The organism is Nodosilinea sp. LEGE 07298 (assembly GCF_015207265.1).
In the GTDB taxonomy this organism is placed as follows: Bacteria; Cyanobacteriota; Cyanobacteriia; order Phormidesmidales; family Phormidesmidaceae; genus Nodosilinea.
On sequence record NZ_JADEXE010000003.1, the window covers coordinates 37,040 to 63,800 of the forward strand.

At 55.8% G+C, this 26,761-nt stretch carries 26 protein-coding genes; 14 read left to right on the forward strand and 12 right to left on the reverse strand.

Annotated elements, in window-relative coordinates; all coding sequences use genetic code 11:
• Nucleotides 1-13: 13 nt before the first annotated feature.
• Both IQ273_RS00780 and IQ273_RS00785 read right to left on the reverse strand, forming a co-directional pair.
• Nucleotides 14-1,633, reverse strand: coding sequence for an NADH-quinone oxidoreductase subunit M (locus IQ273_RS00780; RefSeq protein WP_194021117.1), 1,620 nt, complete (start codon nt 1,631-1,633; stop codon nt 14-16).
• 9 nt (nt 1,634-1,642) lie between these two features.
• On the reverse strand, nt 1,643-3,478 hold the full coding sequence (locus IQ273_RS00785) for an NAD(P)H-quinone oxidoreductase subunit F (RefSeq protein WP_194021157.1): 1,836 nt from the start codon (nt 3,476-3,478) through the stop codon (nt 1,643-1,645).
• Between the two features lie 680 nt (nt 3,479-4,158).
• Between IQ273_RS00785 and IQ273_RS00790 the strand changes: the two genes are divergently transcribed.
• From IQ273_RS00790 to IQ273_RS35625, 6 genes are all read left to right on the forward strand, one after another.
• Complete coding sequence (locus tag IQ273_RS00790) at nt 4,159-4,467, forward strand: carbon dioxide-concentrating mechanism protein CcmK (RefSeq protein WP_026072292.1); 309 nt, start codon at nt 4,159-4,161, stop codon at nt 4,465-4,467.
• Between the two features lie 151 nt (nt 4,468-4,618).
• Nucleotides 4,619-4,957, forward strand: a complete 339-nt coding sequence (locus IQ273_RS00795) for a carbon dioxide-concentrating mechanism protein CcmK (RefSeq protein ID WP_017296879.1) — start codon at nt 4,619-4,621, stop codon at nt 4,955-4,957.
• 6 nt (nt 4,958-4,963) lie between these two features.
• Nucleotides 4,964-5,266 (forward strand): EutN/CcmL family microcompartment protein, encoded by a 303-nt coding sequence (locus IQ273_RS00800; protein ID WP_194021119.1) that lies wholly within the window; start codon nt 4,964-4,966, stop codon nt 5,264-5,266.
• Nucleotides 5,267-5,433: 167 nt separating this feature from the next.
• Nucleotides 5,434-7,443 carry a ribulose bisphosphate carboxylase small subunit gene (locus IQ273_RS00805; RefSeq protein ID WP_228052191.1) on the forward strand — a complete coding sequence of 670 codons (2,010 nt, stop codon included), beginning with the start codon at nt 5,434-5,436 and terminating at the stop codon, nt 7,441-7,443.
• A gap of 28 nt (nt 7,444-7,471) precedes the next feature.
• Complete coding sequence (locus IQ273_RS00810) at nt 7,472-8,149, forward strand: hypothetical protein (RefSeq protein WP_194021121.1); 678 nt, start codon at nt 7,472-7,474, stop codon at nt 8,147-8,149.
• 36 nt (nt 8,150-8,185) lie between these two features.
• Complete coding sequence (locus tag IQ273_RS35625; RefSeq protein WP_194021123.1) at nt 8,186-9,061, forward strand: BMC domain-containing protein; 876 nt, start codon at nt 8,186-8,188, stop codon at nt 9,059-9,061.
• 147 nt (nt 9,062-9,208) lie between these two features.
• Here the strand turns inward: IQ273_RS35625 and IQ273_RS00820 are convergent, their stop codons facing one another.
• The 3 genes from IQ273_RS00820 to miaA form a co-directional block, all read right to left on the reverse strand.
• The gene (locus IQ273_RS00820; RefSeq protein WP_194021126.1) at nt 9,209-9,547 is read right to left on the reverse strand and encodes a type II toxin-antitoxin system PemK/MazF family toxin; all 339 of its coding nucleotides are present in this window, start codon (nt 9,545-9,547) and stop codon (nt 9,209-9,211) included.
• On the reverse strand, nt 9,534-9,758 hold the full coding sequence (locus tag IQ273_RS00825; RefSeq protein WP_194021128.1) for a ribbon-helix-helix domain-containing protein: 225 nt from the start codon (nt 9,756-9,758) through the stop codon (nt 9,534-9,536). The genes IQ273_RS00820 and IQ273_RS00825 overlap by 14 nt, the downstream gene beginning before the upstream one ends.
• A gap of 72 nt (nt 9,759-9,830) precedes the next feature.
• A complete protein-coding gene (miaA, locus tag IQ273_RS00830; RefSeq protein ID WP_194021130.1) occupies nt 9,831-10,808 on the reverse strand; it encodes a tRNA (adenosine(37)-N6)-dimethylallyltransferase MiaA in 978 nt (325 codons plus the stop codon).
• A 125-nt stretch (nt 10,809-10,933) separates the two neighbouring features.
• On the opposite strand from miaA, the gene gyrB reads away from it, so the two are divergent.
• On the forward strand, nt 10,934-12,874 hold the full coding sequence (gene gyrB / locus IQ273_RS00835) for a DNA topoisomerase (ATP-hydrolyzing) subunit B (RefSeq protein ID WP_194021131.1): 1,941 nt from the start codon (nt 10,934-10,936) through the stop codon (nt 12,872-12,874).
• 135 nt (nt 12,875-13,009) lie between these two features.
• Here gyrB and IQ273_RS00840 read toward each other — a convergent pair whose 3' ends face one another.
• A complete protein-coding gene (locus tag IQ273_RS00840) occupies nt 13,010-13,831 on the reverse strand; it encodes a fatty acid desaturase (protein WP_194021132.1) in 822 nt (273 codons plus the stop codon).
• Nucleotides 13,832-13,973: 142 nt separating this feature from the next.
• Here IQ273_RS00840 and IQ273_RS00845 point away from each other — a divergent pair, with 142 nt between their 5' ends.
• On the forward strand, nt 13,974-15,179 hold the full coding sequence (locus tag IQ273_RS00845) for a methionine gamma-lyase family protein (RefSeq protein ID WP_194021133.1): 1,206 nt from the start codon (nt 13,974-13,976) through the stop codon (nt 15,177-15,179).
• 89 nt (nt 15,180-15,268) lie between these two features.
• Here IQ273_RS00845 and IQ273_RS00850 read toward each other — a convergent pair whose 3' ends face one another.
• The 3 genes from IQ273_RS00850 to IQ273_RS00860 form a co-directional block, all read right to left on the reverse strand.
• A complete protein-coding gene (locus tag IQ273_RS00850; protein ID WP_194021134.1) occupies nt 15,269-15,754 on the reverse strand; it encodes a photosystem I reaction center subunit XI in 486 nt (161 codons plus the stop codon).
• A gap of 145 nt (nt 15,755-15,899) precedes the next feature.
• On the reverse strand, nt 15,900-16,025 hold the full coding sequence (gene psaJ, locus IQ273_RS00855; RefSeq protein ID WP_017301046.1) for a photosystem I reaction center subunit IX: 126 nt from the start codon (nt 16,023-16,025) through the stop codon (nt 15,900-15,902).
• 52 nt (nt 16,026-16,077) lie between these two features.
• The gene (locus IQ273_RS00860; protein ID WP_194021135.1) at nt 16,078-16,578 is read right to left on the reverse strand and encodes a Photosystem I reaction center subunit III; all 501 of its coding nucleotides are present in this window, start codon (nt 16,576-16,578) and stop codon (nt 16,078-16,080) included.
• A 194-nt stretch (nt 16,579-16,772) separates the two neighbouring features.
• Here IQ273_RS00860 and tsaD point away from each other — a divergent pair, with 194 nt between their 5' ends.
• The 3 genes from tsaD (at nt 16,773) to IQ273_RS00875 (ending at nt 18,800) form a co-directional block, all read left to right on the forward strand.
• Nucleotides 16,773-17,894, forward strand: coding sequence for a tRNA (adenosine(37)-N6)-threonylcarbamoyltransferase complex transferase subunit TsaD (tsaD, locus tag IQ273_RS00865; RefSeq protein ID WP_194021136.1), 1,122 nt, complete (start codon nt 16,773-16,775; stop codon nt 17,892-17,894).
• Between the two features lie 47 nt (nt 17,895-17,941).
• Nucleotides 17,942-18,346 (forward strand): hypothetical protein, encoded by a 405-nt coding sequence (locus tag IQ273_RS00870; protein ID WP_194021138.1) that lies wholly within the window; start codon nt 17,942-17,944, stop codon nt 18,344-18,346.
• Nucleotides 18,347-18,452: 106 nt separating this feature from the next.
• Nucleotides 18,453-18,800, forward strand: coding sequence for a metal-sensitive transcriptional regulator (locus IQ273_RS00875; RefSeq protein WP_313897992.1), 348 nt, complete (start codon nt 18,453-18,455; stop codon nt 18,798-18,800).
• A gap of 6 nt (nt 18,801-18,806) precedes the next feature.
• Here the strand turns inward: IQ273_RS00875 and IQ273_RS00880 are convergent, their stop codons facing one another.
• Nucleotides 18,807-19,220, reverse strand: a complete 414-nt coding sequence (locus IQ273_RS00880) for a hypothetical protein (RefSeq protein ID WP_228052192.1) — start codon at nt 19,218-19,220, stop codon at nt 18,807-18,809.
• A 237-nt stretch (nt 19,221-19,457) separates the two neighbouring features.
• Nucleotides 19,458-21,038 (reverse strand): adenylate/guanylate cyclase domain-containing protein, encoded by a 1,581-nt coding sequence (locus IQ273_RS00885; protein WP_194021140.1) that lies wholly within the window; start codon nt 21,036-21,038, stop codon nt 19,458-19,460.
• A gap of 430 nt (nt 21,039-21,468) precedes the next feature.
• Between IQ273_RS00885 and acs the strand changes: the two genes are divergently transcribed.
• The 3 genes from acs (at nt 21,469) to IQ273_RS00900 (ending at nt 25,970) form a co-directional block, all read left to right on the forward strand.
• The gene (gene acs, locus IQ273_RS00890) at nt 21,469-23,436 is read left to right on the forward strand and encodes an acetate--CoA ligase (protein ID WP_194021142.1); all 1,968 of its coding nucleotides are present in this window, start codon (nt 21,469-21,471) and stop codon (nt 23,434-23,436) included.
• 1,272 nt (nt 23,437-24,708) lie between these two features.
• On the forward strand, nt 24,709-25,089 hold the full coding sequence (locus IQ273_RS00895) for an AbrB family transcriptional regulator (protein ID WP_194021144.1): 381 nt from the start codon (nt 24,709-24,711) through the stop codon (nt 25,087-25,089).
• A gap of 74 nt (nt 25,090-25,163) precedes the next feature.
• Nucleotides 25,164-25,970, forward strand: a complete 807-nt coding sequence (locus IQ273_RS00900; RefSeq protein WP_194021147.1) for a CPBP family intramembrane glutamic endopeptidase — start codon at nt 25,164-25,166, stop codon at nt 25,968-25,970.
• Here IQ273_RS00900 and cbiT read toward each other — a convergent pair.
• The coding region (cbiT, locus tag IQ273_RS00905) for a precorrin-6Y C5,15-methyltransferase (decarboxylating) subunit CbiT (RefSeq protein WP_194021148.1) at nt 25,953-26,761 on the reverse strand (809 nt) is incomplete at its 5' end. The genes IQ273_RS00900 and cbiT overlap by 18 nt on opposite strands.

Sequence of the window (26,761 nt, forward strand, 5' to 3'; positions counted from 1 at the left end):
AGAGACCTGGGCGTTAGGGGTCAACAGGAACAGGGGCATTCGACAGGGGCATGGTTAGGGCCGGAGCGATCAAAACGGTATCGCCCAGGGTATCGGCCACAGTGGCAGGCGAAGTAGCGGGGGCGAACCGGGTTCCGGCCTGTACAAACCCCTGGTAGGGCTGGTGCAGCACCAGGGTAGTGTGCTCGCTCCAGCGGGCTAGCCAGTTGGGCTGTAGACCAAAGGCCACAATTAGGGCGGACAGGCCCAGAGCAGGGGCGCGATCGCGCCAGCTCACCTGGGGCAACACAATATCAAGCTGGGGAGTATTGGCTGGGGGTGCGATCGCCAATCGACCAAAAAAGGCCCGGTTGACCAGCAGCAAAAAGTACACCGCCGTCAGCCCCGAGCCCACCATACACAGCAGCGTCTGCACCGGAAAGATCAAAAAGCTGCCCCGAAATACTAAAAACTCCGAAATAAATCCCACCATACCGGGAATGCCAGCGCTGGCCATAACCCCCAGGATCATCATCGATCCGACGAAGGGCAGCCCCCGCTCGGGGTTGAGCAGGCCGCGCAGCACGGTCAGGTCGCGGGTGCCAGTGGTTTTGTACACCACCCCCACCAGCAAAAACAGCAGCGCCGAAATCAGCCCGTGGCTAATCATTTGAAACACGGTTGCCACAATGCTCAGCGGAGTCGAAGCCGCTGCCGCCAGCAGCACGTAGCCCATGTGGCCAATCGAGCTATAGGCCACCATTTTTTTCATGTCTGTTTGGGCGATCGCGGCCAGCGACCCATAGAGCACGCTGATCACGGCCCAGGTTGCCATCCAGGGGGCCAAAGCCATCCAGGCATCGGGCAGCAGCCCCAGGCCAAACCGCACCACGCCGTAGGTGCCCAGCTTCAGCAGCACCCCCGCCAGCAGCACCGATACCGGAGTCGAGGCCTCCACGTGGGCGTCGGGCAGCCAGGTGTGAAACGGGAACAGCGGCACCTTAATGCCAAAACCCACCAGCAGCGCTACCAGCAGAGTCACCTGCTGGGCCAGGGGCAGGGCGGCGGCCAGGCCGCTGTCGTAGTCAAAGCTAGTGTTGCCCGATAGCCACACCAGGCCCAAAAACGCGCCCAAAATCAGCACTCCCGACAGGGCGGTATAGATCAAAAACTTAGTGGCCGCATAGCCGCGCCGCGCCCCGCCCCAAATGGCAATAAGCAGGTACAGCGGAATTAGCTCTAGCTCATAAAAAATAAAAAACAGCAGCAGGTTGGCGGCCAAAAATGCCCCGGCTACCGCACTGTTAATTACCAGCAGTAGCACATAGTAGAGCCGCACCCGATGCAGTTTTGGATCGCTGATATAAATAGCCACCAGGCCCAGCAGGCTATTCACCGCCAGCAGCGGCAGCGACAGGCCGTCGAGCCCCAGGCGATAGCTGAGTCCTAGCGGCTCGACCCAGGGCAGCAACTCCTCAAACTGAAACCCCGGTGTACCCAGTTCAAACCGAGTCGCCAGTAGCCCAACCCAACCCAGGGTAAACGCCAGGGCCGCACTGCTGATTAGCTTGGCGGTCTTCGACTCCAGGGTGCCGGGCCACAGGCACAGCACCAGGACACCCACCAGTGGAATTAAAATTAGCGTGCTTAGCATGGCCAATGGTTACCAAAGCGTCCAGGTCATGAAAATTCCGAGCAGCCCTACCCCAGTAATAATGGTTAGTAGGTAGAGCTGCGATTGGCCAGAGGCACTGTATTTGAGGCTTTCGCCCCCAAACAAAGAAGCCAGACCGACGCCGTTTACCAGACCATCAACCACGTACTGGTCAAACCAGTTGCTAAACCGGGCTAGGCTCGATACGGCGGCCACCACGGTTTTGTCGTACAGCCGCTCGGTGTAGAAATCGTAGGCTAGCAGGTCTTGGGCAATGCGCAGGGGACGATTCAGCGATCGCGCCAGCGACTTAGATAGCGACACTCTGGCTCCTATGGCTACCCCCACCCATCCCGATACCAGTACCAGGGCTGTAACCGGCGGGTTGATGTATTCCCAAGGGGGCAGCAGCGTCAGCTTGCCCATAATCAAGGGCACTAAAAGCGTTACCACTGTCAGGGTAACCATGGGCACCGCCATCGGCCAGGGCACCTCAGGGGCACGCCGTGTCTTAGGCTGGGCATTGCCCAAAAATACCAGGCGAAATACCCGAGTCAGATTCAGAGCGGTAAGGGCGTTGACGGCAATAAATACCCCTGCCAACAAGGGATACTCGCCACTGAGAAAGTCAGCTCCCATGCGCAGCCCCCAAAAGCAGCCCAGGGGCAAAACCCCCACCATTCCCAGCGCACCGGTTACGTAAGCCAAAGTAGTAGCAGGCATTTTCCTGCCCAAACCGCCCAACTCAGTCATGTTTTGGCAGTTGGTCGTGGTAATAATTGACCCCACCGCCATAAAGATTAGCGCCTTGGCCACCGCGTGGGTAAGCAGCAGCGTAAACGCCACCCCAGGCCACTCGGTACCCGCCGCAATAAACACTAGCCCCAGGTAGGCGCTGGTGGAGTAAGAGAAGGTGCGCTTGAGGTCCACCTGGGCTAAAGCTACCAAGGAGGCACCGATCGCCGTTACTGTACCAATCGCGACCAGGGTGCCTAAGGCGACGGGCGACAGCACCACAATCGGCTGCAGCCGAATCAGCACGTAAGCCCCGCAGGTGACCACCACTGAGTTTCTCAAAATAGAGGCAGGGTTGGGGCCTTCCATGGCTTCATCAAGCCACAGATGCAGCGGAAACTGGGCGCACTTACCAATTGGCCCAGCAATCAACGCCAGCCCTAGCAGGGTGGCCATCGCTGGTGAAAGCCCCTCTATCTTGACCCATTCGTATAGGTCATTAAAGTTGAGGCTGCCTGCCAGCGAGGCCAGAGCCACCACCCCCATCAGCAGCAGCACATCGCCAATGCGCTTGGTCAAAAAGGCGTCTCGGGCAGCGGTAACGACCAGCGGCTGGGCATACCAAAAGCCCACCAGCAGGTAAGTAGACAGCGTTAGCATCTCCAGCAGCGAGTAGGAGACAAACAACGACCCGCTCAGCACCAGCCCGCTCATAGCCGCCTCGAAAAAACCCATCAGGCCGTAGAACCTGGCTAAGGCCCAATCTTTTTCTAAGTAGCCCAGGGCAAAGACTTGGGCCAGCAGGCTTAGACCGGTAATTAGCTCCAGGGCACCCAGGTTGAGCACCGAAATGTCAAGGGCCAGGGTGAGGTGCAGATCGGCAAAGTCAAACCACGAAAACAGCAGCTCTTGAGACCCCTGATTCCAAATGCCCCGAAAGGCTAACAGTCCGTGACCAAACGCCAGCAGGGTCATGGCGATGTTCAGGTAAACCGCCGGGCGAGGGCCAGTACGGCGCACCAAACCTGTCGACCAGGGCAGCGATAGCAGCGCCCCCACTAGGCCATAAACGGGTAGTAGCCAGCTGGTTGCTACAAAAAACTGGGTCATTCCGACGCTCTCTGACAACACCTCACCCTTTGCACCAATGGTGCTATTTCTATTCTCTGTCTCAGGGGCTACCCGTAGGGTACAGAAGCACCTCAGGGCGATCGCCCCTAGCGGCACTACCGCAGCAGCCCCAATCCCCAGACTCTTCTGAGACAACGGCCACATTACTTAGGATGAGCTTTCTCAGCTTGGGTAGGGGCGAAAAACGCCGCACCTTGAGCCTTAAGGTCCGCTATGACTTAGATATTCTACCTGATTCCCAATCGGCCTCTCAGCCTAGAAACGGTGAGTTTCTAGGCCAATCTGTAAAAATGCTTAAAGTCAGCGATTAATCACCAAAACCCGCCTGAAGCTCCTAAGAGCGGGGGCAGCCCCTGAATTAAAGAGTGAGCGATCACTCTCACCCAGGTATGGATAAATTACGATAGAAAAAGCTTTGTTTCATAAGATTTAATAATATTCAACATTAGCAACAATCATTGGGGCTTATATTGCAAAAGTGACTATGGACACCTATGCTTAATCTGTCATCAAGAATTTTTGGGCAACCCAACGTTTTTGCTTTCCAGAGGCGATTCCCGTTTTTTTAATTTTTCGGGAGTTGTTTTTCGTGCCCGAATAACTGGTAAAACGTGTTAGGTGAGCCTAGGGTTGCCTAAATATATAAGGAGATATCGACTATGCCAATTGCTGTTGGAATGATTGAAACGCTCGGGTTCCCAGCCGTGGTAGAAGCAGCTGACGCGATGGTAAAAGCGGCCCGGGTTACTCTGGTGGGCTACGAAAAAATCGGCAGCGGGCGCGTCACGGTGATCGTACGGGGCGATGTGTCTGAGGTTCAGGCTTCTGTATCGGCAGGTGTTGAGTCTGCCAAGCGCGTCAACGGTGGTGAAGTGCTTTCTACCCACATTATTGCCCGTCCCCACGAAAACCTCGAGTTTGTGCTGCCCATTCGCTACACCGAAGCGGTAGAGCAGTTTAGAACTTAGGTTCCACGCTTCTTTAGGGTTTCAGGCTCGTCAGTTTGAAAGGTATTAGGTCTGCTCCAGTACTATTAATTAATTACGAGCAGCAGGTCTAGCCCAGCATTCGGTTAAGTTTCTCTATATCTCTATCTCTGCAAACAAAGGATACAAAAGAATGGCAATTGCTGTTGGCATGGTTGAAACGTTAGGCTTCCCCGCTGTAGTAGAAGCGGCTGACGCGATGGTAAAAGCAGCCCGGGTTACCCTGGTAGGGTACGAAAAAATCGGCAGCGGGCGCGTTACCGTCATCATTCGCGGCGATGTATCTGAGGTTCAGGCTTCGGTCGCGGCTGGTATTGAGAATGTCAAGCGGGTTAACGGTGGCCAGGTCCTGTCCACCCACATTATTGCCCGTCCCCACGAAAACCTTGAGTTTGTGCTGCCCATTCGCTACACCGAAGCGGTAGAGCAATTTAGAGAAAGCGTCAGCGGTATCCGCCCCTACGGCAGATAGGTCGTTATGCTTTTGGCTAAGGTTCGCGGCACGGTAGTCAGCACCTGTAAAGAGCCCAGCTTGAGTGGCGTGAAGTTTTTGCTGGTGCAGCTCATTAGCGAAACGGGCGACTTGCTGCCCGACTATACCGTTGCCGCCGATGTGGTCGGGGCCGGTCCTGGCGAATGGGTATTGATTTCCCAAGGCAGTGGAGCCCGCCAGCACATCGGCTACGAAAATCGTCCCGTGGATGCAGCCGTAATTGCGATTGTCGACACCGTTAGTCTCGACAGCGGCAATCTCTACAACAAACGGGACGATTTTAGCTAGCCGCATTTAGAGCGTTTTTGGGGCGTTACTTAAGGCGTTAAGAGCGTTTTAGGATGTTCTAAATCGGTTTGGTACGGCTGGATAGCGGTTAAGCTAGCTCTTTGGCTACATTGACCGGGCTTTAAAATGCCCGATCGCTCAAGGGTTCTTTTGGAGGATGTGTAGCAATGGCGATCCGCACACCAGCGGCATCTCCGACCCAGACGGCAGCTCTAGGGCAGGGGTCTGGGCCACAGGTATCTCGGGTTCACCCTCTAGCCCAGGTGCACGGGCAAGTGATGGTAAACCCAGGAGCCATGCTGGCAGCCGGGGTCACGGTGCAGGCCGACCCCGGTGCCACAGTGCGTCTGGGTTCAGCCTGTGTTTTGCAGGAGGGTACCACAATCTATGGTCGTACCCAGGGGCGAGTGCTGGGCGACGATCGCACAGCCTATGCAGTTTGGGTGGGCGATCGCGCCTTTTTAACCTACAAAGTTCTGGTGCAAAGCCCGGTCTATATTGGTCCCGACTGCTTTATTGGCTTTCGCTCAACTCTATACAATGCTCGCTTAGGGGCTGGCTGTATCGTGATGATGCACGCCCTAGTGCAGGATGTGGCAGTACCGCCGGGTAAGCTGGTGCCTTCCGGTGCGGTGATTACTCAGCAGCACCAGGCCGATAGCTTGCCCGATATCAGCCCTGCCGATCGGGCTCTGGCCAACGAGCTTTCAGAAACGTCGGGCTTTGCGACCCCGGCCAATTGGCGCGAGCCGACCAGCTCCGCTTCCTCCTACCGCGCAGCAGACTCAAACGAACGTGATGGATTTGGCACTATGACTTCTCAACTGCTACCCCCCGACGTTGTCCAACGGGCTCGTCAATATCTGGCTCAAGGATTGACCATTGGTACTGAGCACGCCGACTCTCGCCGCTACCGCAGTGGCGTTTGGCAAACCTGTAGCCCCATTCAGTCGCCGCGAGAGTCAGAGGTGTTCGCTGCCCTAGAAGCTTGTTTGAGAGAGCACTCGGGGGAGTATGTGCGCATGTTTGGAATTGATCCAGGGGCTAAGCAGCGCATCGCCCCTGTAACGATTCAGCGAGCCGACGGCAAGGGCGTGGCTGTCAGTGGTGGTAGTGTAGCCAAAGCGTCAAACACTAACAGTTCCTATCGGCCAGCTTCGGCGGTTTCGAGCGGCCCTCTCTCTGCGGAGGTGGTCAACCAGGTGCGCCAGTACCTCAGCCAGGGCTACCGCATTGGTGCCGAACACGCCGATACCCGACGCTACAAAAGTAATGTATGGCAAACCTGCATGCCGATCGAAGCGTCTCGCGAAGGCGAGGTGTTTGCTGCCCTAGAGCGTTGTCTGGCCGAGCATAACGGTGAATACGTGCGGCTGTTTGGGATTGACCCAAAGGCTAAGCGCCGAGTGGCACCCGTAACGATTCAGCGCCCCGACGGCAGTTCTCCAGCCATTAGCCCCGGATCACTATCTAGCCCATCGGTAAATCCGCCTAACTACAGCACGTCCCCGAGCTTTGGTTCCTCCCCAGGCTATGGTGGCCCTGGGTCGGTTGCTGGAGATGCGGCCCAGCAGGTACGCCAGTGGCTCAGCCAGGGCTATCACATTGGGGCTGAGCACGCCGATATTCGCCGCTACAGCAGCAACGTCTGGCAGACCTGCGCTCCCATCACCAGCAACCGCGAGGGTGATGTTATGGCAGCCTTGCAAACCTGTATGGCTGAACATCCGAACGAGTACGTGCGCGTTTTTGGCATCGATCCTAGGGCCAAGCGTCGAATGACGCCGATTACCATTCAGCGGCCGGGTAGCCAAGTATCGTATCAGCATTCCCCGACTCCGGCGGCCCCGGCACCCACCAGCTTTAACCGCTCCAGTAGTAACGGCTCCAGTAGTAATGGCTCGGCTCCGATGGGCGGGCTTTCTCAAGACGTGGTGCAGCAGGTGCAGCAGCTGGTAAATCAGGGCTGTCGGCTCAGTCTTGAGCACGCCGATGCGCGCCGCTACCGCAGCGGCGCTTGGCAAACCGGCGGCTCCCTAGGCGGCAGTCGAGTCTCCGATGTGCTGTCTGCGCTAGAGTCGCAGCTCCGTCAGCACCCAGGGGAGTACGTGCGCCTGATCGGCACCGATCCGAAGGTAAAGAAACGAGTGCTCGAATCTACGATTCAACGCCCCTAACCCACTCCTGACGCAAAGATCTTAGACCGTGGTAGTACCCGCCCTGGCCAGTAACCCGTCTACCAACGGCCATATCCAAGGGAATGTGGATTTGGCACCGGGGGTATCTATGGCTCCCGGTGTACTGCTGGGGGCATCGCCAGGCTGTCGTTTGGTGATTTCGACGGGGGTCTGCTTGGGTGCCGATGTCGTGGTTCAAGCCCGTCAAGGAGACCTGGTGCTTGAGCCTGGGGTGAGCCTGGGCAGCGGCGTGCTGGTCGTTGGTCATGGCTCCATTGGGCAGCATACGTGCATTGGCTCGAACAGTACAGTCGTTAACCCCACTTTGGGGGCTTCTCAGGTTGTGGCACCAGGTTCTCTAGTGGGCGATCCAAGTCAACCTGTCTCGCCACCAAATTCTTCTGAGGGCGGGTCTAGCGTTGGCGCAGCCTCTCCGGTGAAGCATCGTACTCATGTCGCCAACGGGAACGCTGGATATGGGTTGAGCAACGGTAGTCGGCACGGCAACAGCCTGGATGAGAATGCTCAATACGGCACCTCTAACGGCAACACCTCCAACGGCAACACTTCTAGCAGCAACACCTCTAACGGCAGCCGCCTGAATGGTTCCTCGGTCTATGGTAAAACCCAGGTGAATCATCTCCTGTCTACCCTATTTCCCCATCGTCAGGCGCTCAATGGCGCTACCTCAGAAGACAAGCCGTAGAATGGAGAAGCAGACATCCCTGTGCAGAGGCACCCTATGCAACCCGACGGCAAACTAGCCTCGCCCCTTGACCTCAAGTCTGGTGCGCCCAAGCGGCTGACCCTGGCAACGCCCGCACCCCGCCCCACAGAAGCTCAGCGGCGCGATAAGTATCGCGGGGCTGCTCTGGGTATGGTCTCAACGGAGAGTTTTCCGGCGGTGGTGGGTACTGCCGACGCCATGCTCAAAGCCGCCGATGTACTGCTGGTGGGCTACGAAAAAACCGGCGGGGGCCACTGCACCGCTATTGTACGAGGGGGTGTTGCTGATGTACGTATGGCTGTCGAGGCTGGGGTCGAAACGGCCCAGGAATTTGGTCAGTTTGTCTCGTCGACCCTGATCCCTCGCCCCTTGCCCAACCTGGAGGCGGTGCTACCCATCTGCGCTCGCTGGGACGAGCTGCGCAGTGAAGCCGGGGGTAAACTGGGTAGCCAAGCCATTGGTCTACTCGAAACGCGGGGCTTCCCAGCGATGGTAGGGGCCGCCGACGCGATGACCAAGAGCGCTGATGTGCAGCTGATGTCCCACGAGGCGATTGGCGAAGGGCTCTGCACAATTCTAATTCGGGGGTCGCTGCCCAACGTGGCGATCGCGATCGAAGCCGGTATGCATGAAGCCGAACGCATCGGCGAGCTTCACGCTGTCATGGTCATTCCTCGCCCCCTCGACGACCTGGTTGAGTCGCTGCCCATTATGGAAATGGAAGTGGAGCAGGCGCAGCCCGAGCCCCTACGCATTCCCCTCAATCTGGAAGTTAAGCAGGAAGAGGTCGAAGCCGAGCCGGTGCTAATCGAAGCCGCCGCAGAAGAGGCCGAACCGATCGCCTTAGAGCTAACAGTAGAGGATCAAGAGCTAGCTGATGAAGAGCTTTAGTAGAGAACTGGACACGGCTAGTTGATGCCTCAATTGTGAAGCACTCCCCGATGACCCTATAATTTCCCCACAGACTCAACTTAGTGGAAATGCCGCCTGGGGTGTTAGGCAATGCTGAGCTTTCCAAAATCAGGCCTGGTGAGCGAACTACCGAAGATCTAAATGTAGCTTTACGGCAGCCTCTACATTTTGCATGGGGCCAATGCCCAAACGACCGACTTGGCGACCCACAATGCGCTGTTTTGCAATCGTGCGGATTTGCTGCACCTGGGCTTTAAAGGGTTTAGGCAAACCTGTGTCATCCACAGCTAAAAACACTTCAAAAGGGTAGACCCGGTTTACCTGGGAAGTTAGCGGCACCACCGTTACGGTAGACGCGGCTCGATTGTTCGCATTGTTGCTGACAATTAATACCGGACGCTGCTTCGCGATTTCGGAACCAATGACTGGATTTAAGTCAGCGTAGTAAATCTCACCACGCCTCATCAGTTAATCCATCAGCGACAGTGACTTCCCAATCCGGGTCTGATTCTTCCGCAGCGAGGGCATAGGCTTCCTCAAGCTCTCGTTCGCGCAATAGTTCTAAGGCTTTTTCAATCACCTGCGATCGCGACTTAAAGGCGTGGCTATGCCTGTAGTCTTCCACAAACCTCAGCAGCGGCTGAGGAATTGAAATAGATAGCTTAGCAACCTGCATAGGGAAACTAGTAGGAAGGATGGTCGTACTGATAGTGTAGCCTGACCATCCCACTGCTCCAAAACGGCGAGCTTACTTTAGATTTACCTGACTCCAGTCTTTGATCTGCCGCCACACCCGATCTACCAAATCTTTGGCCTCGGCATCGAACCACTGCACCGTTGCCCGATTGCGAAACCAGGTGCGCTGACGCTTGGCAAACTGGCGGGTGTGCTGCACAATTTCGGCCTGGGCGGTGGCTAGGCCAACCTTTCCCTGCACGTGGCGCAGCATTTCGGCATAGCCCAGAGTTTGCAACAGCGGCAGGTCGGGGCCGTACTTCTCCACCAAATGCATTACTTCTTCTTCAAAACCAGCGTCGATCATCGCCTGGGTACGCTGGGTGATGCGACGTTCTAGGGCAAGGGGATCGCAGTCGAGGCCGAGGTAGAGCACCGGATACGCAGGGGGCGCTTCGCCTTGGAGCGCCGACATGGGCTGTCCGGTGACGTAGAACACCTCCAGGGCACGTATCGTGCGCACCGAGTCGTTGGCATGGATGCGCTGGGCCGCGATCGCATCTAACCCCTGGAGCAGGCTGTAGCAGTAGGGCTGGCCCAGCGCTTCGAGTTGGTGGCGTAGATTAGGCTGGGGTGCAACCGGGGGAATGCGCAGTCCCTTTACCACCGCATCAATATAGAGGCCTGTGCCGCCTACCAGTAGGGGTGAGGTGCCCAACCGGTGAAACTGCTGAATCAATGCCTGGGCCTGGTGCTGATACTGGGCCAGCGTCAGAGTTTCGGTGGGGACGCAAATATCAATTAAATAATGAGGCACCTGCTGGCGATCGCAGATCGAAGGTTTTGCGGTGCCAATATCAAACTCTCGGTATACTTGTCGGGAGTCAGCGCTGAGAATGACGCCCCCTAAACGCTCAGCCAGAGCGACTGCCAAGGATGACTTACCGGTGGCAGTGGCACCGCCAATTACCAGCAGAAACGATACAATTGAACTATTGAGCGTGCTGCTCTGTGGCAATAACTCTAGCCGAGAAATTTTTGATGGTTGCATCCCTAGTTCATTCTTCGTCTGAAGCTGCCCTAGAGTCCGCTGTGGCAGCTTTGTGCTATAATTTTCTAGTATTTTAGTCTACTGGGTAGCCGGGTGGCCTTAGGCCCATTTTTGGAGCGTACAACATGACAACCAACTACGGTGCTGAGCAGATTCAGGTTCTAGAAGGGCTTGAGCCTGTTCGTAAGCGGCCAGGTATGTACATCGGCAGCACTGGACCCCGTGGGCTCCATCACCTAGTGTACGAGGTTGTTGATAACTCCGTAGACGAGGCTCTGGCGGGCTACTGCGATCGCATTGATATTTCCCTCAACGCCGACGGTTCGGTCTCAGTTACCGACAACGGGCGCGGCATTCCCACCGATATTCACCCTCGCACCGGAAAGTCGGCCCTCGAAACGGTAATGACCGTGCTCCACGCTGGCGGTAAGTTTGGCGGCGGCGGCTACAAGGTATCTGGTGGCCTCCACGGCGTGGGTATTTCGGTAGTGAATGCCCTTTCCGAATGGGTTGAGGTGACGGTGTGGCGCGAGGGTAAGGTGCACAAGCAGCGCTTTGAGCGTGGCGTACCCATCGGCGAACTGGCAGTCGAAAAAATTGCCGAAGAGCGTACGGGCACTTCGGTGAGCTTTTTGCCCGACACCGAAATTTTTCACAACGGCACTGAGTTTGACTACGATACCCTATGCGGACGGCTGCGAGAACTGGCCTATCTCAACGCGGGTATTCAGGTCATTTTTACCGATTACCGTCTAGATGTCATTAAGTCCGATCGGCCTAGGGTCTCAACCTACCACTATGCTGGCGGCATTATCGAGTACGTGCAGTACATCAATAACGACAAGCAGCCCATCCACGACGAAATTATTCACATCTCTTCCGAGCGCGATGGAGTACAGGTAGAGGCAGCGCTGCAGTGGTGTATCGATGCCTACTCCGACAACCTGCTGGGCTTTGCCAACAACATTCGCACCATCGACGGCGGCACTCACTTAGAGGGTCTCAAAGCCGTTTTGACTCGCACCCTCAACAACTTCAGCCGCAAGCGCAACAAGCGCAAAGACGCCGACTCCAATCTGGCGGGTGAAAATATTCGCGAGGGCCTAACGGCGATTATCTCGGTCAAGGTGCCCGACCCTGAGTTTGAGGGCCAGACCAAGACCAAGCTAGGCAACACCGAGGTTCGCGGCATTGTCGACTCGCTGGTAGGCGAGGCGTTGACCGAGTATCTCGACTTTCACCCCAACGTAGCAGACGCTATTTTGGAGAAGGCTATTCAGGCCTTTAACGCTGCTGAGGCCGCCCGACGAGCGCGAGAGCTGGTGCGCCGTAAGTCGGTGCTGGAGTCGTCTACGCTGCCTGGCAAGCTGGCTGACTGCAGCAGCCGTGACCCTAGCGAGTCTGAAATTTTCATCGTGGAGGGCGACTCGGCAGGCGGCAGCGCAAAGCAGGGGCGCGATCGCCGCTTCCAGGCCATTCTCCCTCTGCGAGGCAAGATTCTCAACATTGAGAAAACCGAAGACTCCAAAATCTACAAAAACACCGAGATCCAGGCGCTAATTACTGCTCTGGGCATGGGCATTCGTGGCGAAGAGTTTGACTCATCGCAACTGCGCTACCACCGCATCTGCCTAATGACCGACGCCGATGTAGACGGTGCTCACATTCGTACCCTGCTGCTAACCTTCTTTTACCGCTACCAGCGTGACCTAGTCGACCAGGGTTACATCTATATTGCCTGCCCGCCCCTTTACAAGGTGGAGCGGGGCCGCAACCACTGGTACTGCTACAACGAGCGCGAGCTGCAAAATCTGATTACCAACGAGTTTCCGGCTAACGCCAACTACACGGTACAGCGGTTTAAGGGTCTTGGTGAAATGATGCCTCAGCAGCTGTGGGAAACCACCATGGACCCCACTACCCGCACCATGAAGCGGGTCGAGATCGAAGATGCCGCCGAGGCCGATCGCATCTTTACGATCTTGATGGGCGATCGCGTTGCCCCTCGCCGCGAGTTCATCGAAACCTACGGTCCCCGCATGAAGCTAGAAGACCTCGATATCTAGGGTGCCTAATCAGTTGGGCCAAGGCTTTGTAGACATTCTTGTCCAACCTGGCTAAGGGCTCTTTAAAAAAGCAAAAAGGATGGGGTGAGCTGATTGGCTTACTCCATCCTTTTTTCTTTTGGTCTGCATCTGAACCTAGCTTTCTGTAGAGCCAGCCAGCTTCACTTTCTTGGCCAGACCCACCATCTCTAGAAAACGAATGGTCATCCAGGTCACGTCAATTTCCCACCACTTTAGGCCATGACGAGCCGAATATTGATAGGCGTGGTGGTTGTTGTGCCAGCCCTCACCGTAGGTAACCACGGCCACCCACCAGCAGTTGGTCGATTTATCATCGGTTTCATAGCTGCGGTAGCCGAACTTGTGGGTAGCACTGTTGACCAACCAGGTACAGTGATAAACCACCACCAGGCGCACAAAGATTCCCCACAGCACGAATGGCCAGCCGCCAAGGGCATAGAGCACAACCCCTAAAGCGACTTGAAGCAGCAGAAAATACTTTTCGCAAAATAGATAAAACGGGTCGTCTTTGATATCGCGAATGAAGCGATCGACATCATGCCGAGCCGGAACGTCACGCAGCATCCAGCCCATGTGGCTCCACCAAAAGCCTTTGTTAGAGTCGTGGTGGTCAAGGTTTTGGTCAGAATAGGCGTGGTGGTGGCGGTGTAGCCCCACCCACATAATGGGACCATGTTGGCAGGCTAGGGTGCCGCAAAAAACAAAGAAGTACTCTAGCCACTTAGGCACTGTAAAGCTGCGGTGTGAGATCAGGCGGTGCCAGCCCAGGGTAATGCCTAGGCAGCCGGTAAACCAGTGCAGCAGCAGCGCCACACCAATCGCGGCCCAAGAGAAATTGCTGGGCAAGAAGGCCAAAGCAGCAATACTGTGGACGGCGATCATAAACAGGAGAGTGACCCAATCGCGGGACAAACGCTCAGTAGTTACAGCAGTCATGCAAAAGTCTCAGAATTTTGGACAGTAGCCCGAACAAGAACTTTGGACAAGAATTTTGCTCAAGCAGAGTAAATGTAGGGGAAAATAGTGACCCCTGTTTCTTAACGGAAAAATTAAACCATTGCAACAATCAAACCCGAAGATGCCGCCAGAATCTATACTCCTTCCGATTTTTTATAGGATTGATGCCCAGGTTAAGCAAAACCTAGAGCGGGTGCTGGCAGCGTTTCGGCGACACCGGGTAGGCAGCCACCATTTTAGTAGTGTATCTGGCTACGGACACGACGACATCGGGCGAGACACCTTCGATCGCGTGTTTGCCGACGTTATGGGGGCGGAGGCGGCTCTGGCTCGATCGCAGTTTGTGTCTGGCACCCATGCGATCGCCTGTGCCCTGTACGGTGTTCTTCGCCCTGGCGATGAAATTTTGGCAGTGGCAGGCACCCCCTACGACACCCTGGAAGAAGTAATTGGTTTACGAAGCGCAGGCCAGGGATCATTAGCAGAGTTCGGTGTATCCTATCGAGAATTACCGTTGACCGCTGCCAACACCATTGACTGGATTGCCCTGGCGACATCGGTGGGGCCAAAGACCCGACTGGTACACATCCAGCGATCGTGTGGCTACAGTTGGCGGTCAACCCTCACCATAGCCGAAATCGAAAAAATAGTACGCGTCGTAAAAGAGCAGAATCCCAACCTTGTCTGTTTTGTCGATAACTGCTACGGCGAATTTTTAGAAGCCTGTGAGCCTGCCGCCGTTGGAGCCGATTTAGTCGCTGGGTCGCTGATTAAAAACCCCGGCGGCACGATTGCCCCCACCGGTGGTTATGTAGCAGGTCGAGCTGATCTGGTGGCCGCCGCCGCCTGCCGCCTGACCGCCCCCGGTATTGGGGCCAGCGGCGGATCGAGTCTCAACCAAAATCGGCTGCTGTATCAGGGATTATTCTTGGCCCCTCAAATGGTGGGCGAGGCGATGAAGGGCAACTACCTGCTGGCTTCCACCTTTGCGGCTTTGGGCTACCCCGTTAACCCCGCTCCCAGTGCCCCGCGCGATGTAATCCAGGCCATTCGCCTGGGCTCGCCGGAGAAGTTAATAGCCTTCTGTAAAGCCGTACAGCGCCATTCACCCATTGATGCCTACGTAGAACCTGTTCCTGCCGCCATGCCTGGCTACGACAGCGAGCTAGTAATGGCAGGCGGCACGTTTATCGACGGCAGTACCTCAGAACTTTCTGCTGACGGTCCCCTGCGGGAACCATACATTGTTTATTGCCAGGGCGGTACCCACTGGACCCACGTGGCCCTGGCTGTTGAGGCCGCTGTTGAGGCGATCGGGCCGCTGTAGACTGTCTTTACAAAAGCACCCGAGGGGCATGGATTGAAATCCATACCCCTCGGGTGCTTTTCAAATTGAGGGATTGTTAAGGGGGAATCCTAGCTGTGGCCGCCGCTGACCAGGGTGGTCAAAATCGGCATATTAGCCGCTAGCAGGTAGGCGAAGGTAACGCCACCAATGCCGCCAATTAAAAAGCCTCCCGCAAACTCGCTCCAACCCTCATTGGTTTCAAGGGTAGCGGGAGGAGTAAAGGGAGTGGTGGTCTTGGTTACGGCGGTGTTAACGCCAGCACCAGAGTAGAGGGACAGGCAGGCGGTCAAAATCACGATTAGGGCGGCAGCGCTTAGCAACCCGGCCAGACCTGGAATTTCAGAATCGCGCAGGGGGCCGAGCAGGGCAAAGGGGCCGTAGAGGAAATAACCGTGGGCCATACCAATTTCCAGGCCGCGACGCTGGGGCGATAGCCCCTGACGGTAGGCTGGCAAGTTGCCAATAAAGGCTTTAGAGAAACCAGAGGAATTGATCGGCGTTTCTAGATTGCCGATTTGTGGATCCCCAGCGGGCTGAATAACTTCTGTCGTCATAGGGGTTTTCTCCAACTCAAACAAGGTCACAGCAAATGAAAAAGACGGTTTCTAGACGCCCTTAAGTCTCCAAAAACCATCTTCAAAGCAGTCTCAGAGCTTCCTCAGAGAATCCTGATCCAGGACTCCCTAACGAGGTCTTTCCCTAAGGGTGCAACAGCAAATCGGGAAAGAAACGGTTGAACTCGATCAAAATACCGGCGGTAATGACCATCCACACAGTGGCTAGCACAGGCGCGGACGATAGATACCGAAGCAGGTTGTTGTCCATGGTCTAATTCGTTCTCCTGGGTCGTAGTTGTGGGAGCAAGCAGGGGAATTACCTAGCGAGGAGATACGGTGATCTCGTCTTCTTTGGCAAACATGGCCCCGCTGGCAATGTCTTTGAAGGCAGCTAAAGGCCAAGCAAACCCAGTCAGAGCGCATTTGATAGCCAGAGGCACGTCAATAATGATCTCTTTGTCTTCAGGGTTCTTCTGACCGCGCACTGTGATTACGTAGGCCCGACCAACCCAGCCAATCCAGCCTGCAATGTACAGAAACAGCAGACTAGGAATCAAAAACTCCCCAGCGTGGGCCAGGTCGCCGTCTACCACTAGGTGGGGTAGACCGTCGCTGCCACACAGCAGAGTGGAGCTACCGTAAAAATCAAACCGAGCCTTTGCCGATGGGGTCTTGGCATTGGCAGCCCGCTTGAGAAAAGCTTCGTTTTGGCCACAGGGGGTTAGCCCTGCCACATTGTCGCCAGCCAAGCTAGCGGAGGCCGGGGGGGCAAACCCGAACCAGAGAAACACTACAAGCGCTACAGCAAAAAACCGTCGCATAAACTGTTCCTTTTAATTACCTAAGAAACTAGGGCGATTTGAACGTAAAGTTAAGTTTTTTGAACAAAAATTCACCCAACTTGGTCGCCATAATAACCTGCAGCCGAACCGCCGTAAAGCTAAGATCGGTGGGGTGTTTACATCTCTACAAATTACGACTTGGCTTACGTTCATCCCTTTTCAGCAGCAATCCAATGGCGACAATCTTAGCTCTCGAAACCAGCTGTGACGAAACGGCCGTGGCGGTGGTGCGCGATCGCACCGTTTTGAGCACCGTCGTCGCCTCCCAAATCGACATTCACCAGCCCTACGGCGGCATTGTGCCCGAGGTGGCCTCGCGGTACCACGTCGCTACCCTGGGCGATAGTCTGCGCGTAGCCCTGGAGCAGGCTGGGCTGGGCTGGGCCGATATCGATGCGGTGGCGGCCACCTGTGCACCGGGCCTGGTCGGTGCCCTGCTGGTAGGGCTAACCGCTGGTAAAACCCTGGCGATGGTGCGCCAAAAGCCTTTTCTAGGCGTGCACCACCTAGAGGGCCATATCTACGCCAACTACCTGGCCAGCCCCGATCTCCAGCCTCCTTACCTGTGCCTGCTGGTGTCGGGAGGGCACACCGGCCTCATCTATGTAAAAGGTTGTGGTCAGTACCAAACCCTGGGCCAAACCCGTGACGATGCGGCGGGGGAGGCTTTTGATAAAGTGGCTCGATTGCTGGGGCTGGGCTACCCAGGCGGTCCTGCGATCGATAAACTGGCGCAGACGGGCAACCCTAAAGCCTTTCCGCTACCTGAGGGCAATATTTCGCTGCCGGAAGGGGGCTTTCACCCCTACGACTCCAGCTTTAGTGGGCTAAAAACGGCGGTGCTGCGGCTGGTCGAAAAACTCAAAGCCGAAAGGGTAGACCCGCTACCCGTCGCCGATCTGGCCGCTAGCTTTCAGGCTACAGTGGCCCGCAGCCTGACTCGACGGGTGGTGGCCTGTGCCCAGGCCTACGGGCTGACTACTGTGGCGGTGGGCGGTGGCGTAGCGGCCAACAGTGGCCTGCGCCAGCAGCTTCAGCAGGCGGCGGTCGCCCACGGCTTGCGGGTGATCTTTCCGCCCCTCAGCCTGTGTACCGACAATGCCGCCATGATTGGCTGCGCTGCTGCTGACCACCTCAACCACGGCGATCGCTCTAGCCTGAGGCTGGGGGCGCAGTCGCGGCTTGATCTGGCCCGAGTGATGGAACTCTACGTGCCCAACTCAGGGCGTTCATTGGGCAGCCCATCTGAAGGGCTTGACGCTACACTAAGGGAGCAGCGGCACGTTTCTCTGTGATGCTGCCTATTGCATTGAGCTTAATTGCAGCAGCCTGGATGAGTTTTATGATTCAATCCTACCCGTTACGGCGCTGGCCTCAAGCTGTGGGGCTAGGTGGCATTGCTTTGGTGGCACTGCTGGCGTTTGGGTGTAGCCCCAATCCTTCAGATGCTGGTGTTAGCAGTAGTTACGAAGCCCAGCTTGCCCAGCATTTGACTGCCACAGGTGGGGTCATGTACGGGGCTTACTGGTGCCCCCACTGCGCCGACCAAAAGGCCATGTTCCAGAATGCTGTCGATCAGCTGTCCTACGTAGAATGTGCCGCCGATGGCGATAATCCTCAGCCTGAGCTTTGTCAGCAGAAGGGCATTGAAGGCTATCCCACCTGGGAAATTGACGGTCAGCTGTATCCAGGGGTGCAGTCGCTCGATGAACTTGCTGATCTATCGGGCTTCTCGGCCCCTCAATAGCGTTTTTCCAGTGTTTTTTGTAGCTTTGGTAAGCCCACCGCCATCAGTCGATAGCTTGCTCAAGCCTTGATCAACGTTTCGATTCTCTATAAGTCACGTACAGCCGTTGCATAACCCTAGCTCCCATCCCCACCCCCACCTGCACGAGGTTGATATCACCGCCGACAGCGGCGCTCATCCCCACGTGCACGATCCGGAGTCGCTGCGGCGCATTGTCAATCGCCTGGCTCGCATCGAGGGCCACATTCGTGGCATTAAGACCATGGTGCAGGAAAGTCGCCCCTGCCCTGACGTGCTGGTGCAGGTAGCGGCAGTGCGGGGGGCACTCGATCGCGTGGCCCGCATCATTCTCGATGAGCATTTAACTGAGTGTATTGGCCGCGCAGCCGAAGACGGCAACATCGAAGAAGAAATTGCTGAACTTAAAGCAGCCCTCGATCGCTTTTTGCCCTAGCTCTCTTTAGGCTGGTATGAACCGGGCGTGCTCGTGCAGCAGGCGACGCTCAAACTGCCGTACCCAGTGGCTAAAGCGATCGCTCTCTTGGGCGGTAGCAAACGTTAGCGGCTGACGTAGCAGCAGGGCAATGTATTCTTCTTTGGTGCGCACCACAATGGCGCTTTGCTGCTCTAGCTCGATGCAGATGTGAGAAAAGCCCTCTAGCTTAAGGGACGACATCAGCAGAGACTTGAGCCCCAGTGCCTGAAACACCAGCTGCACCCAGCTGGTACTTTCGTTGTCAGCGGTAATGAAATATTGCTGGGGCAGGCCGCTGAAGTCGAAAATTGCGACCCCAATAATATTTTCCAGCATGGCGTCTTGGGCGGAGATTGAAGACGCGGGCTGCGCCGGTACAGATGCCTTAGCCGTAGTCATAGACTCAGAAAGGTAACACAGGATGCTAAATGAAACAGGCTGGGCGAAGACCAACCATTGGAGGAACTCCAGTTAGGTTTAGCATACCCGGCTGAGCCACTGAAATCGTGGCTAAAGATGCAGTCTGGAAAGTTTGGCAGTATAAGACCTTACATCGGAGGTCATCGACTACCGATACGCTGGATGAAGACCGTGAGGGTTTGGGTCAAGCGATCCAATCAGTTTAGCCTGATAAGTCTATCTTGAAGCCGGTTTAGGCACAGGCCGAGCCACCGTTACCGAGCTTTTTTGCCGCAGAAAATAGGTGCGCATGTGCCCTTTGCCCTTTACCCACACTTCCCCACGCAGATCTAGGGCGTGGGTATCTTTGAGGCATTGGTAGGTGGTCTCGGTTACCTGAATGTGCTCGGCCACTCCAAATGACTCCATGCGGCTGGCAGTGTTGACGGTGTCGCCCCACAGATCGTAAATGAACTTCTTGGTGCCAATCACCCCAGCGACCACTGGTCCCGTATTAATGCCAATGCGCAACCGAAAGGACTGGCCGGTGCGATCGCTAAAAGCCTGGGCCATCGCCTGCATATCTAGAGCCATATCGGCCACGGCCTGGGCATGGTCACCGCGCTCGTGGGGTATGCCCCCTACCACCATGTAGGCATCGCCAATGGTTTTGATTTTTTCGAGCTGATGCTGCTCGGCCATGTGGTCAAACTGGGAGAAAATATCGTTAAGCAGCGCCACCAAATCCTGAGGACTGAGATGCTCAGAGAGCTGAGTAAACTCGACAATATCGGCAAACATCACGGTGACCTCGGCAAAGTGGTCGGCAATCGTGCTGCGCCCCTGTTTGAGCCGAGTGGCAATGGGCAACGGCAAAATATTTAGCAGCAGCTGTTCCGACTTTTCTTTTTCTTCCTGCAGGGCAAGCCTGGCCTGCTCGCGCTCAGCCACTACGCCCGCCAAGATCAGGGCCGTAAACGTCAGCACGCAGATATAGGCCTGTAGATATAACAGCGCCAAATTGTGGTCTGTAGAAGCCCCTATCTTGATGATCCCCCAGGTGGCGATCACGGTGACTATGGCAGAGCCTAGAGCAGCCCAAAAAGGACTTAACCGCAGCGCTGCCCACATCACTACGGGAAAGATCATGTAATTTAAGCTGTAGTGGCTATCGGAGCTACAGAACACATACCAGCTCAGAGCGATCAAAACGGCCAGCCACAGACCGATGAGAGGTGGCGCGTAGAAATTGCGAAGCCGCCGCATCCCCTGGTGCCAGGTAATCATTAGGGAGGTAATTAAAACGACCCCAGTCACGTTGCTAATCCACCAGCTAAACCAGGCTACGGGATAGGTCGCCCAGGCCATGGGGGTTGTGAGGCAAAAGTAGGTGATGCCTACCGTAGCGCTGAAGATGGCCGGGGCTACGGCCCCCAGGCCAATGAAAGCGCCTACATCTTTAATGCGAGAGAGAGAGTTGATGAAACCTACCCGACGCAGCAGCCAAAGCCCAATCAGGGGCTGAAGAGTGTTATTGGCGACAGCAACGATATTCCAGTGCCAGTCTAGTCCGGAAGATGTCAGGGTAAACATGAGCGAACCCAGTGTTATCCCTGGTACCAGAGAAGCCCCCGCCAGCAGCACAACACCTTGGCTATAGCCCGCTGGTGGCCAGATGGGCAGGACAGGCTCTCCGTTACTAAATAGAAAGCTGAATTGATAGCTGAGCTTGGCTACGATGACGTAGCCTATAGCCACGGCTAAAACACCAAGCCACCGTCGCCCCAGATGTTTAACCGACGATAAAACATTAGCCATGGGTAATCCTAATGGAACTATGACCCCCTTCGGCATCCGGCTCATTCAAGCTGGAACACCCCGAATCTAATGGGTTGAACAGTGGTAATAGTGACTCTGATTAAATCAGTAGCGGGGCCAAAATTAGCTGCTCTACATTAAGTCTTAGCGTTGTCCGTTTTAGGATGAGCTTAGCTGCTAGGTTTCCAGCTTGCCCGCCCCTCAGTCTAGCCTTCACGGAAATTGGGTTAAATTCCGCATTGGTTTAGCCTTATGACCGCAGAACGTGAACGTTTTTTTGACTTTAGGTTGATTGGCCAAAAAACATTAAGGAACCCGTAGACGCTGTTCAAAGGGTCGCTAAAAATCGTATGGTTTTCAAAGGACGCCGCCCCTCTACAGCGGCTTTCATTTCAACTTATTTGTGTTCGTAAGCGACTCAGTATTGTCTATGGCTTCCCCCACCATCGAATCGGTTCTACACGAAAATCGCCTATTTCCCCCTGCCGATGAGTTTATACAAGATGCCTCTATCAAGAGCATGGAGGAGTATCGTGCATTGGCTGAGCGGGCAGCGGCTGATCCCGCTAAGTTTTGGGCCGATTTGGCCACCCAGGAACTGCACTGGTTTAAGCCGTGGGATACGGTGCTTGACTGGCAGCCCCCGTTTGCCAAGTGGTTTGTGGGGGGCAAAATCAATATTTCCTACAACTGTTTAGACCGCCACCTAACTACCTGGCGGCGCAACAAAGCTGCCCTGATCTGGGAGGGTGAGCCGGGCGATAGCCGCACCCTTACCTACGCCCAGCTGCATCGAGAAGTGTGCCAAGTGGCCAATGTGCTGAAGGGGTTGGGGGTGCAAAAGGGCGATCGCGTCGGCATCTACATGCCGATGGTGCCCGAGGCGGCGATCGCGATGCTGGCCTGTGCCCGCATTGGCGCACCCCACACCGTTATCTTTGGCGGCTTTAGCGCCGAGGCCCTTAAAGACCGCCTCAACGACGCCGAGGCTAAAGTGGTGATCACTGCCGACGGCGGCTTCCGCAAAGACAAAGTGATCCCGCTTAAAGCGGCGGTTGACCAGGCCCTGGAGGGCGGCAGTGTGCCCAGCGTCTCTAGCGTGCTGGTGGTGCAGCGCACTAAAGAAGACATTCCCATGGTCGAAGGGCGCGACCACTGGTGGCACGAGCTGCAGGCTACCGCCTCGGCCCACTGCCCGCCAGAAGAAATGGACGCCGAAGACCTGCTGTTTATCCTCTACACCAGCGGTACTACGGGCAAGCCAAAAGGGGTAGTACACACCACGGGCGGCTACAATCTCTACACCCACACCACCTTTAAGTGGGCCTTTGACATCAAAGACACCGATGTCTACTGGTGTACGGCCGATGTCGGCTGGATTACTGGCCACAGCTACATTGTCTACGGCCCCCTGTCGAACGGGGCCACCACAATGATGTATGAAGGGGTGCCCCGCCCTTCTAATCCGGGCTGCTTCTGGGATGTGATTGAGAAGTATGGGGTGACCATTTTCTACACCGCGCCTACGGCCATTCGCGCCTTTATTAAAATGGGCGACGAGCTGCCCAAGGCCCGCGATCTGTCGTCGCTGCGGCTGCTGGGCACGGTGGGCGAACCGATCAACCCCGAAGCCTGGATGTGGTATCACCAGGTGATTGGCGGCGAGCGCTGCCCGATTGTCGATACCTGGTGGCAGACGGAGACCGGCGGTTTTATAATTACGCCGCTGCCGGGGGCGATCGCCACTAAACCCGGTTCTGCTACCCTACCCTTCCCCGGTATTTTGGCCGATGTGGTGGATTTGGAGGGCAACCCTGTAGCCCCTGGCGAGGGCGGCTACCTGGTGATCAAGCACCCCTGGCCCAGCATGATGCGCACCGTCTACGGTGACGACGATCGCTTTCGCCGCACCTACTGGGAGCACATTGCCCCAGTGGATGGTCAGTACCTTTACTTTGCGGGCGATGGTGCCCGTAAAGATGCCGATGGCTACTTCTGGGTGATGGGCCGCGTCGATGACGTGATCAATGTATCGGGGCACCGCCTTGGCACTATGGAGGTCGAGTCAGCTCTCGTCTCGCATCCCGCTGTGGCCGAGGCCGCCGTGGTAGGCCGCAAAGACGAGGTCAAGGGCGAAGACATTTTTGCCTTTGTTATTTTAGAGGGCCACTACAGCCCCAGCGATGAGCTGAAGCAGCAGCTCAAGCAGCATGTGGTGAATGAAATTGGGGTGATTGCCCGGCCCGGCGAAATTCAGTTTGCCGATGCTCTGCCCAAAACGCGATCGGGCAAGATCATTCGCCGCTTTTTGCGCAATTTGGCCAGTGGTGAGGCGATCGCAGGCGATGCCTCCACCATGGAAGACCAAAGCGTACTCGATCAGCTGCGTCAGAGCTAACCCTGAGCTGGATCGTAACTCTCCCCTGAGCGAAGTCGTTGGCGGAGCCGCCCCAGAGGGGCTAGGGGACTTTCCCCGGTGGGTTTTGGCTTTCTCCCTTTGGGAGACGCTTCACGTTGGCGAAGCCTGCCGAAAGGCTTACGACTTCGCTCAGCCAGCCTAGTACTTTGCGGCACAAGTTTAGATACTATTCTCAGGGGGCTAGGGAGCAGGGGAGCTAGGGAGCCAAGCAATTCGGAATGGTTGGCATATTTCAGCCGTCGAGTACTAGAGTCAGGGACGCTTACGCTAGCTCTAGCCTAATGAGGCCTGAAAATTGGGCTAAAGCTCTCACAGCAAAAGGCACAGCAGCATCGGTTATGAAGTGCTGCTGTGCCTTTTATCAATCTCTAACATCATTTTTTGACATAGCTGAGAACAGAAACCGAGAGCAGATCGGGGATGTTGATCGGGAAGACAGGTTTTGCCAATGCAAAGCCCCCTGAAGAAGTAAGTGTTGGGACGATAACCATAAATAATTGCGCGGCTCAGTTGACCTTAAATTCAACCTTACTTTTGTTGATAGTAAGCCATGGTAAAAGAACCCTGACGGCAAAAAATATCTTCAAATATTTACAGGACCATCGCTAGACAATGGATCTATGCCTTAAGGTACATGCCAATCTAACTCAAGCAAGGTAGTAAGTTTAAAGCCTTAGCTCCATCCGCAAGTATGGCGTTGCTCTCTCACCGCAACCCTCTCCCATACATACTTGGCTAGCGTTACAGATCTCATAGGATAAAAGCCCAAAAGCTCCGTTTCCCAATAGGGGAGTTTAGGCAAGAAAGCTACCCTTCCGGTCGGAAGACGGCTCAGTATTGCACGAAATAGAGAATAGGGGTGTAGCTGCCGAACTCGGCAGCTACCGTTTACTAGTCAATTTAATACCGATGGCCTAGCCAGAACTGAGCTGACTAAACGATTACCCTACCACTTCAAGAAAACTGACGATACAGCAGTAGTCGGCATCGTCAGAGTGAGCTTTTCTAACGCTGTCTTGGTCAAAGGGTGAGTAACGGTCAAGCGGAGATCATCAGTAAAAGCTCATCTAAATCATCTGTTTTTCAAATGACACCTTTTGACGTCGCAACTATAATTGACTGTGCGAATAAGCAGATTTATTTGCTATTATTCATTTGCTATTGCTCAACGGTTGTCGCCCCTATTCGCGGGCCGACCCGTTGCTTTTCACTATCCAGCTTCACGTCTATCACAAGGATTTTCCCTGTACAATGGCAGAAAAACCAACGCCTCTGACCGGTAAAGCACTGCTTCAGAGGGTCAAAGACCTTTCGGACCTCACCAAGCGCGAAACGGCTAAAGAATGCGGCTACTACACCCTTACAAAAGAAAATCAGGTACGGGTCAACCTTTCTGGCTTTTATGATGCTCTTTTAGAGGCTAAAGGCATTAATCTTGATCCTGAAAGCAGCAAAGATGGCCGGGGTCGCGAAGCTACCTATCGGGTTAGCGTCCACAAAAATGGTCAAATTGTGATTGGGGCTACCTACACTCAAGAAATGGGCCTCAAGTCGGGTGATGAGTTTGAAATTAAGCTGGGTTACAAGCACATTCACCTAAAGCAGCTTGACGCCGACTCGGACGAAGAATAGTACGGATTTACCATGGTAAATGTGTCGGTGAATATGTTGGCGATCGCCCATCTGGCTGTTTTTTTTTAAGCTGGATGGCCCTGGGCATTCCAGCTAGTCTGCTGGTTGCTCGCATCGGTCAAATTCCACTGACTTACCCAGTTGCCCAGCAGCACAAACTGCCCCTGCTGCTACCGCTATACCTGCTGGCTCCGGTGGCGGTTGAAATCCACCGCCGCCTAGAGGCAGGCACCTGGTCTGATTACGGCATCGCCTGGAATCAGACCTTTTGGACGCTGATGCTGGTAGGCTTTGCGATCGCGGCGAGCGGCGTAGTTGCTCTTGTCGCGCTACAGGTGGGCTTGGGCTGGCGCAGGTGGCAGTCTTTCGCTCAGGCCCCTATTACTAAATCAAAGAGTCCCGAGGCTTTGGGGCCTAACCAGGATGCTCCCGCACCTTCGCCAGGGGTAGTGCTGCTTGCGGTGCTACCCCTGGCGCTGTTTGTGGGCTGGATTGAAGAACTGATCTTTCGGGGCGTGTTAGTGAATGGGCTGGGTCAGGCGTGGCCCGTTTGGCTAATGGCGATCGCCGTTAGCCTCATTTTTGCCGTCTCTCACCTGGTCTGGGATGGCCCCGCTGGAGCGCCTCAGCTGCCGGGGTTGACGGTGATGGGGGCCGTGCTGCTGCTGGCTCGCTGGGTCGCAGGCGGCAGCCTGGGGCTGGCCTGGGGGCTGCATGCCGGGTGGGTATTTGCAATCGCTGCGATCGACGCCCTGGCGCTGCTCAAACCCGGCAAAGATGGCCCCGTTTGGCTGGTGGGGCTACCCGATCAGCCGCTGACGGGGGCGCTGCCGATGGGGCTGCTGGTACTGACAGGGGTGGGGCTATGGGTATTCGGGTGAGATCAGAGAGATGATCGTAATCGGCGTCAGCGGCTGCCAGCGAGTGAGGGAGCCAACTCGGACGCCGTGCTGAACCTGGAGTTGGCGAAGTTGAACTGACCAGGGCCGTGGGCTGGTGGCAGTGCCGTCGACCCAGGCCAGCACCGTGCCTGTATGCTCCAAAGTAGCAAGGGCCAGGACAATGCGCCCCTGGGTGCCAAGGCGATGTGCAGACATGTCCAGAATGTCGCTCAGATGACCGCCGCTGCCGCCGATAAAGATGCGATCGGGATCGGGCAGATTGGTGAGCGCTTCGGGTGCAGTACCGTAGACCGGGTGCAGGTTGGCGGTGCCCAGGCGGCGCTGGTTTTGCTGAATGAGGCTAAATCCGGCGGCGGTTTTTTCGATCGCATAGACATGAGCCGTGGGGCAGAGCCGATTGACCTCTACGCTGACGGAGCCTGTGCCCGCGCCAATATCCCAAATCATGTGCTCTGGCCTGGGGTCAAGGTCGGCCAGTATTTGCAGGCGAATATCGCGTTTAGTAATCAGGCCGGGGCGATCGCTAAAGGTCGCAAAAGCGCGATCGGGTAGGCCAATGAGCGGCAGATCGGCGGGGTCAAACCCCTCCTGCCGCTGTGGCTGGAGCACGACAACATTAAGGCTAGCAAAGGATTTTGAAACCACCTCCTGGGGGGTAAACTCGCGCACCTGTTCCCCATCGCCGCCCAGGTTTTCGCCCACCCACAAACGGTAGGGGCAGGGCAATTCTAAACTGAGGACGAGCTGCCCCAGGGCCGCTGGGGTATGGG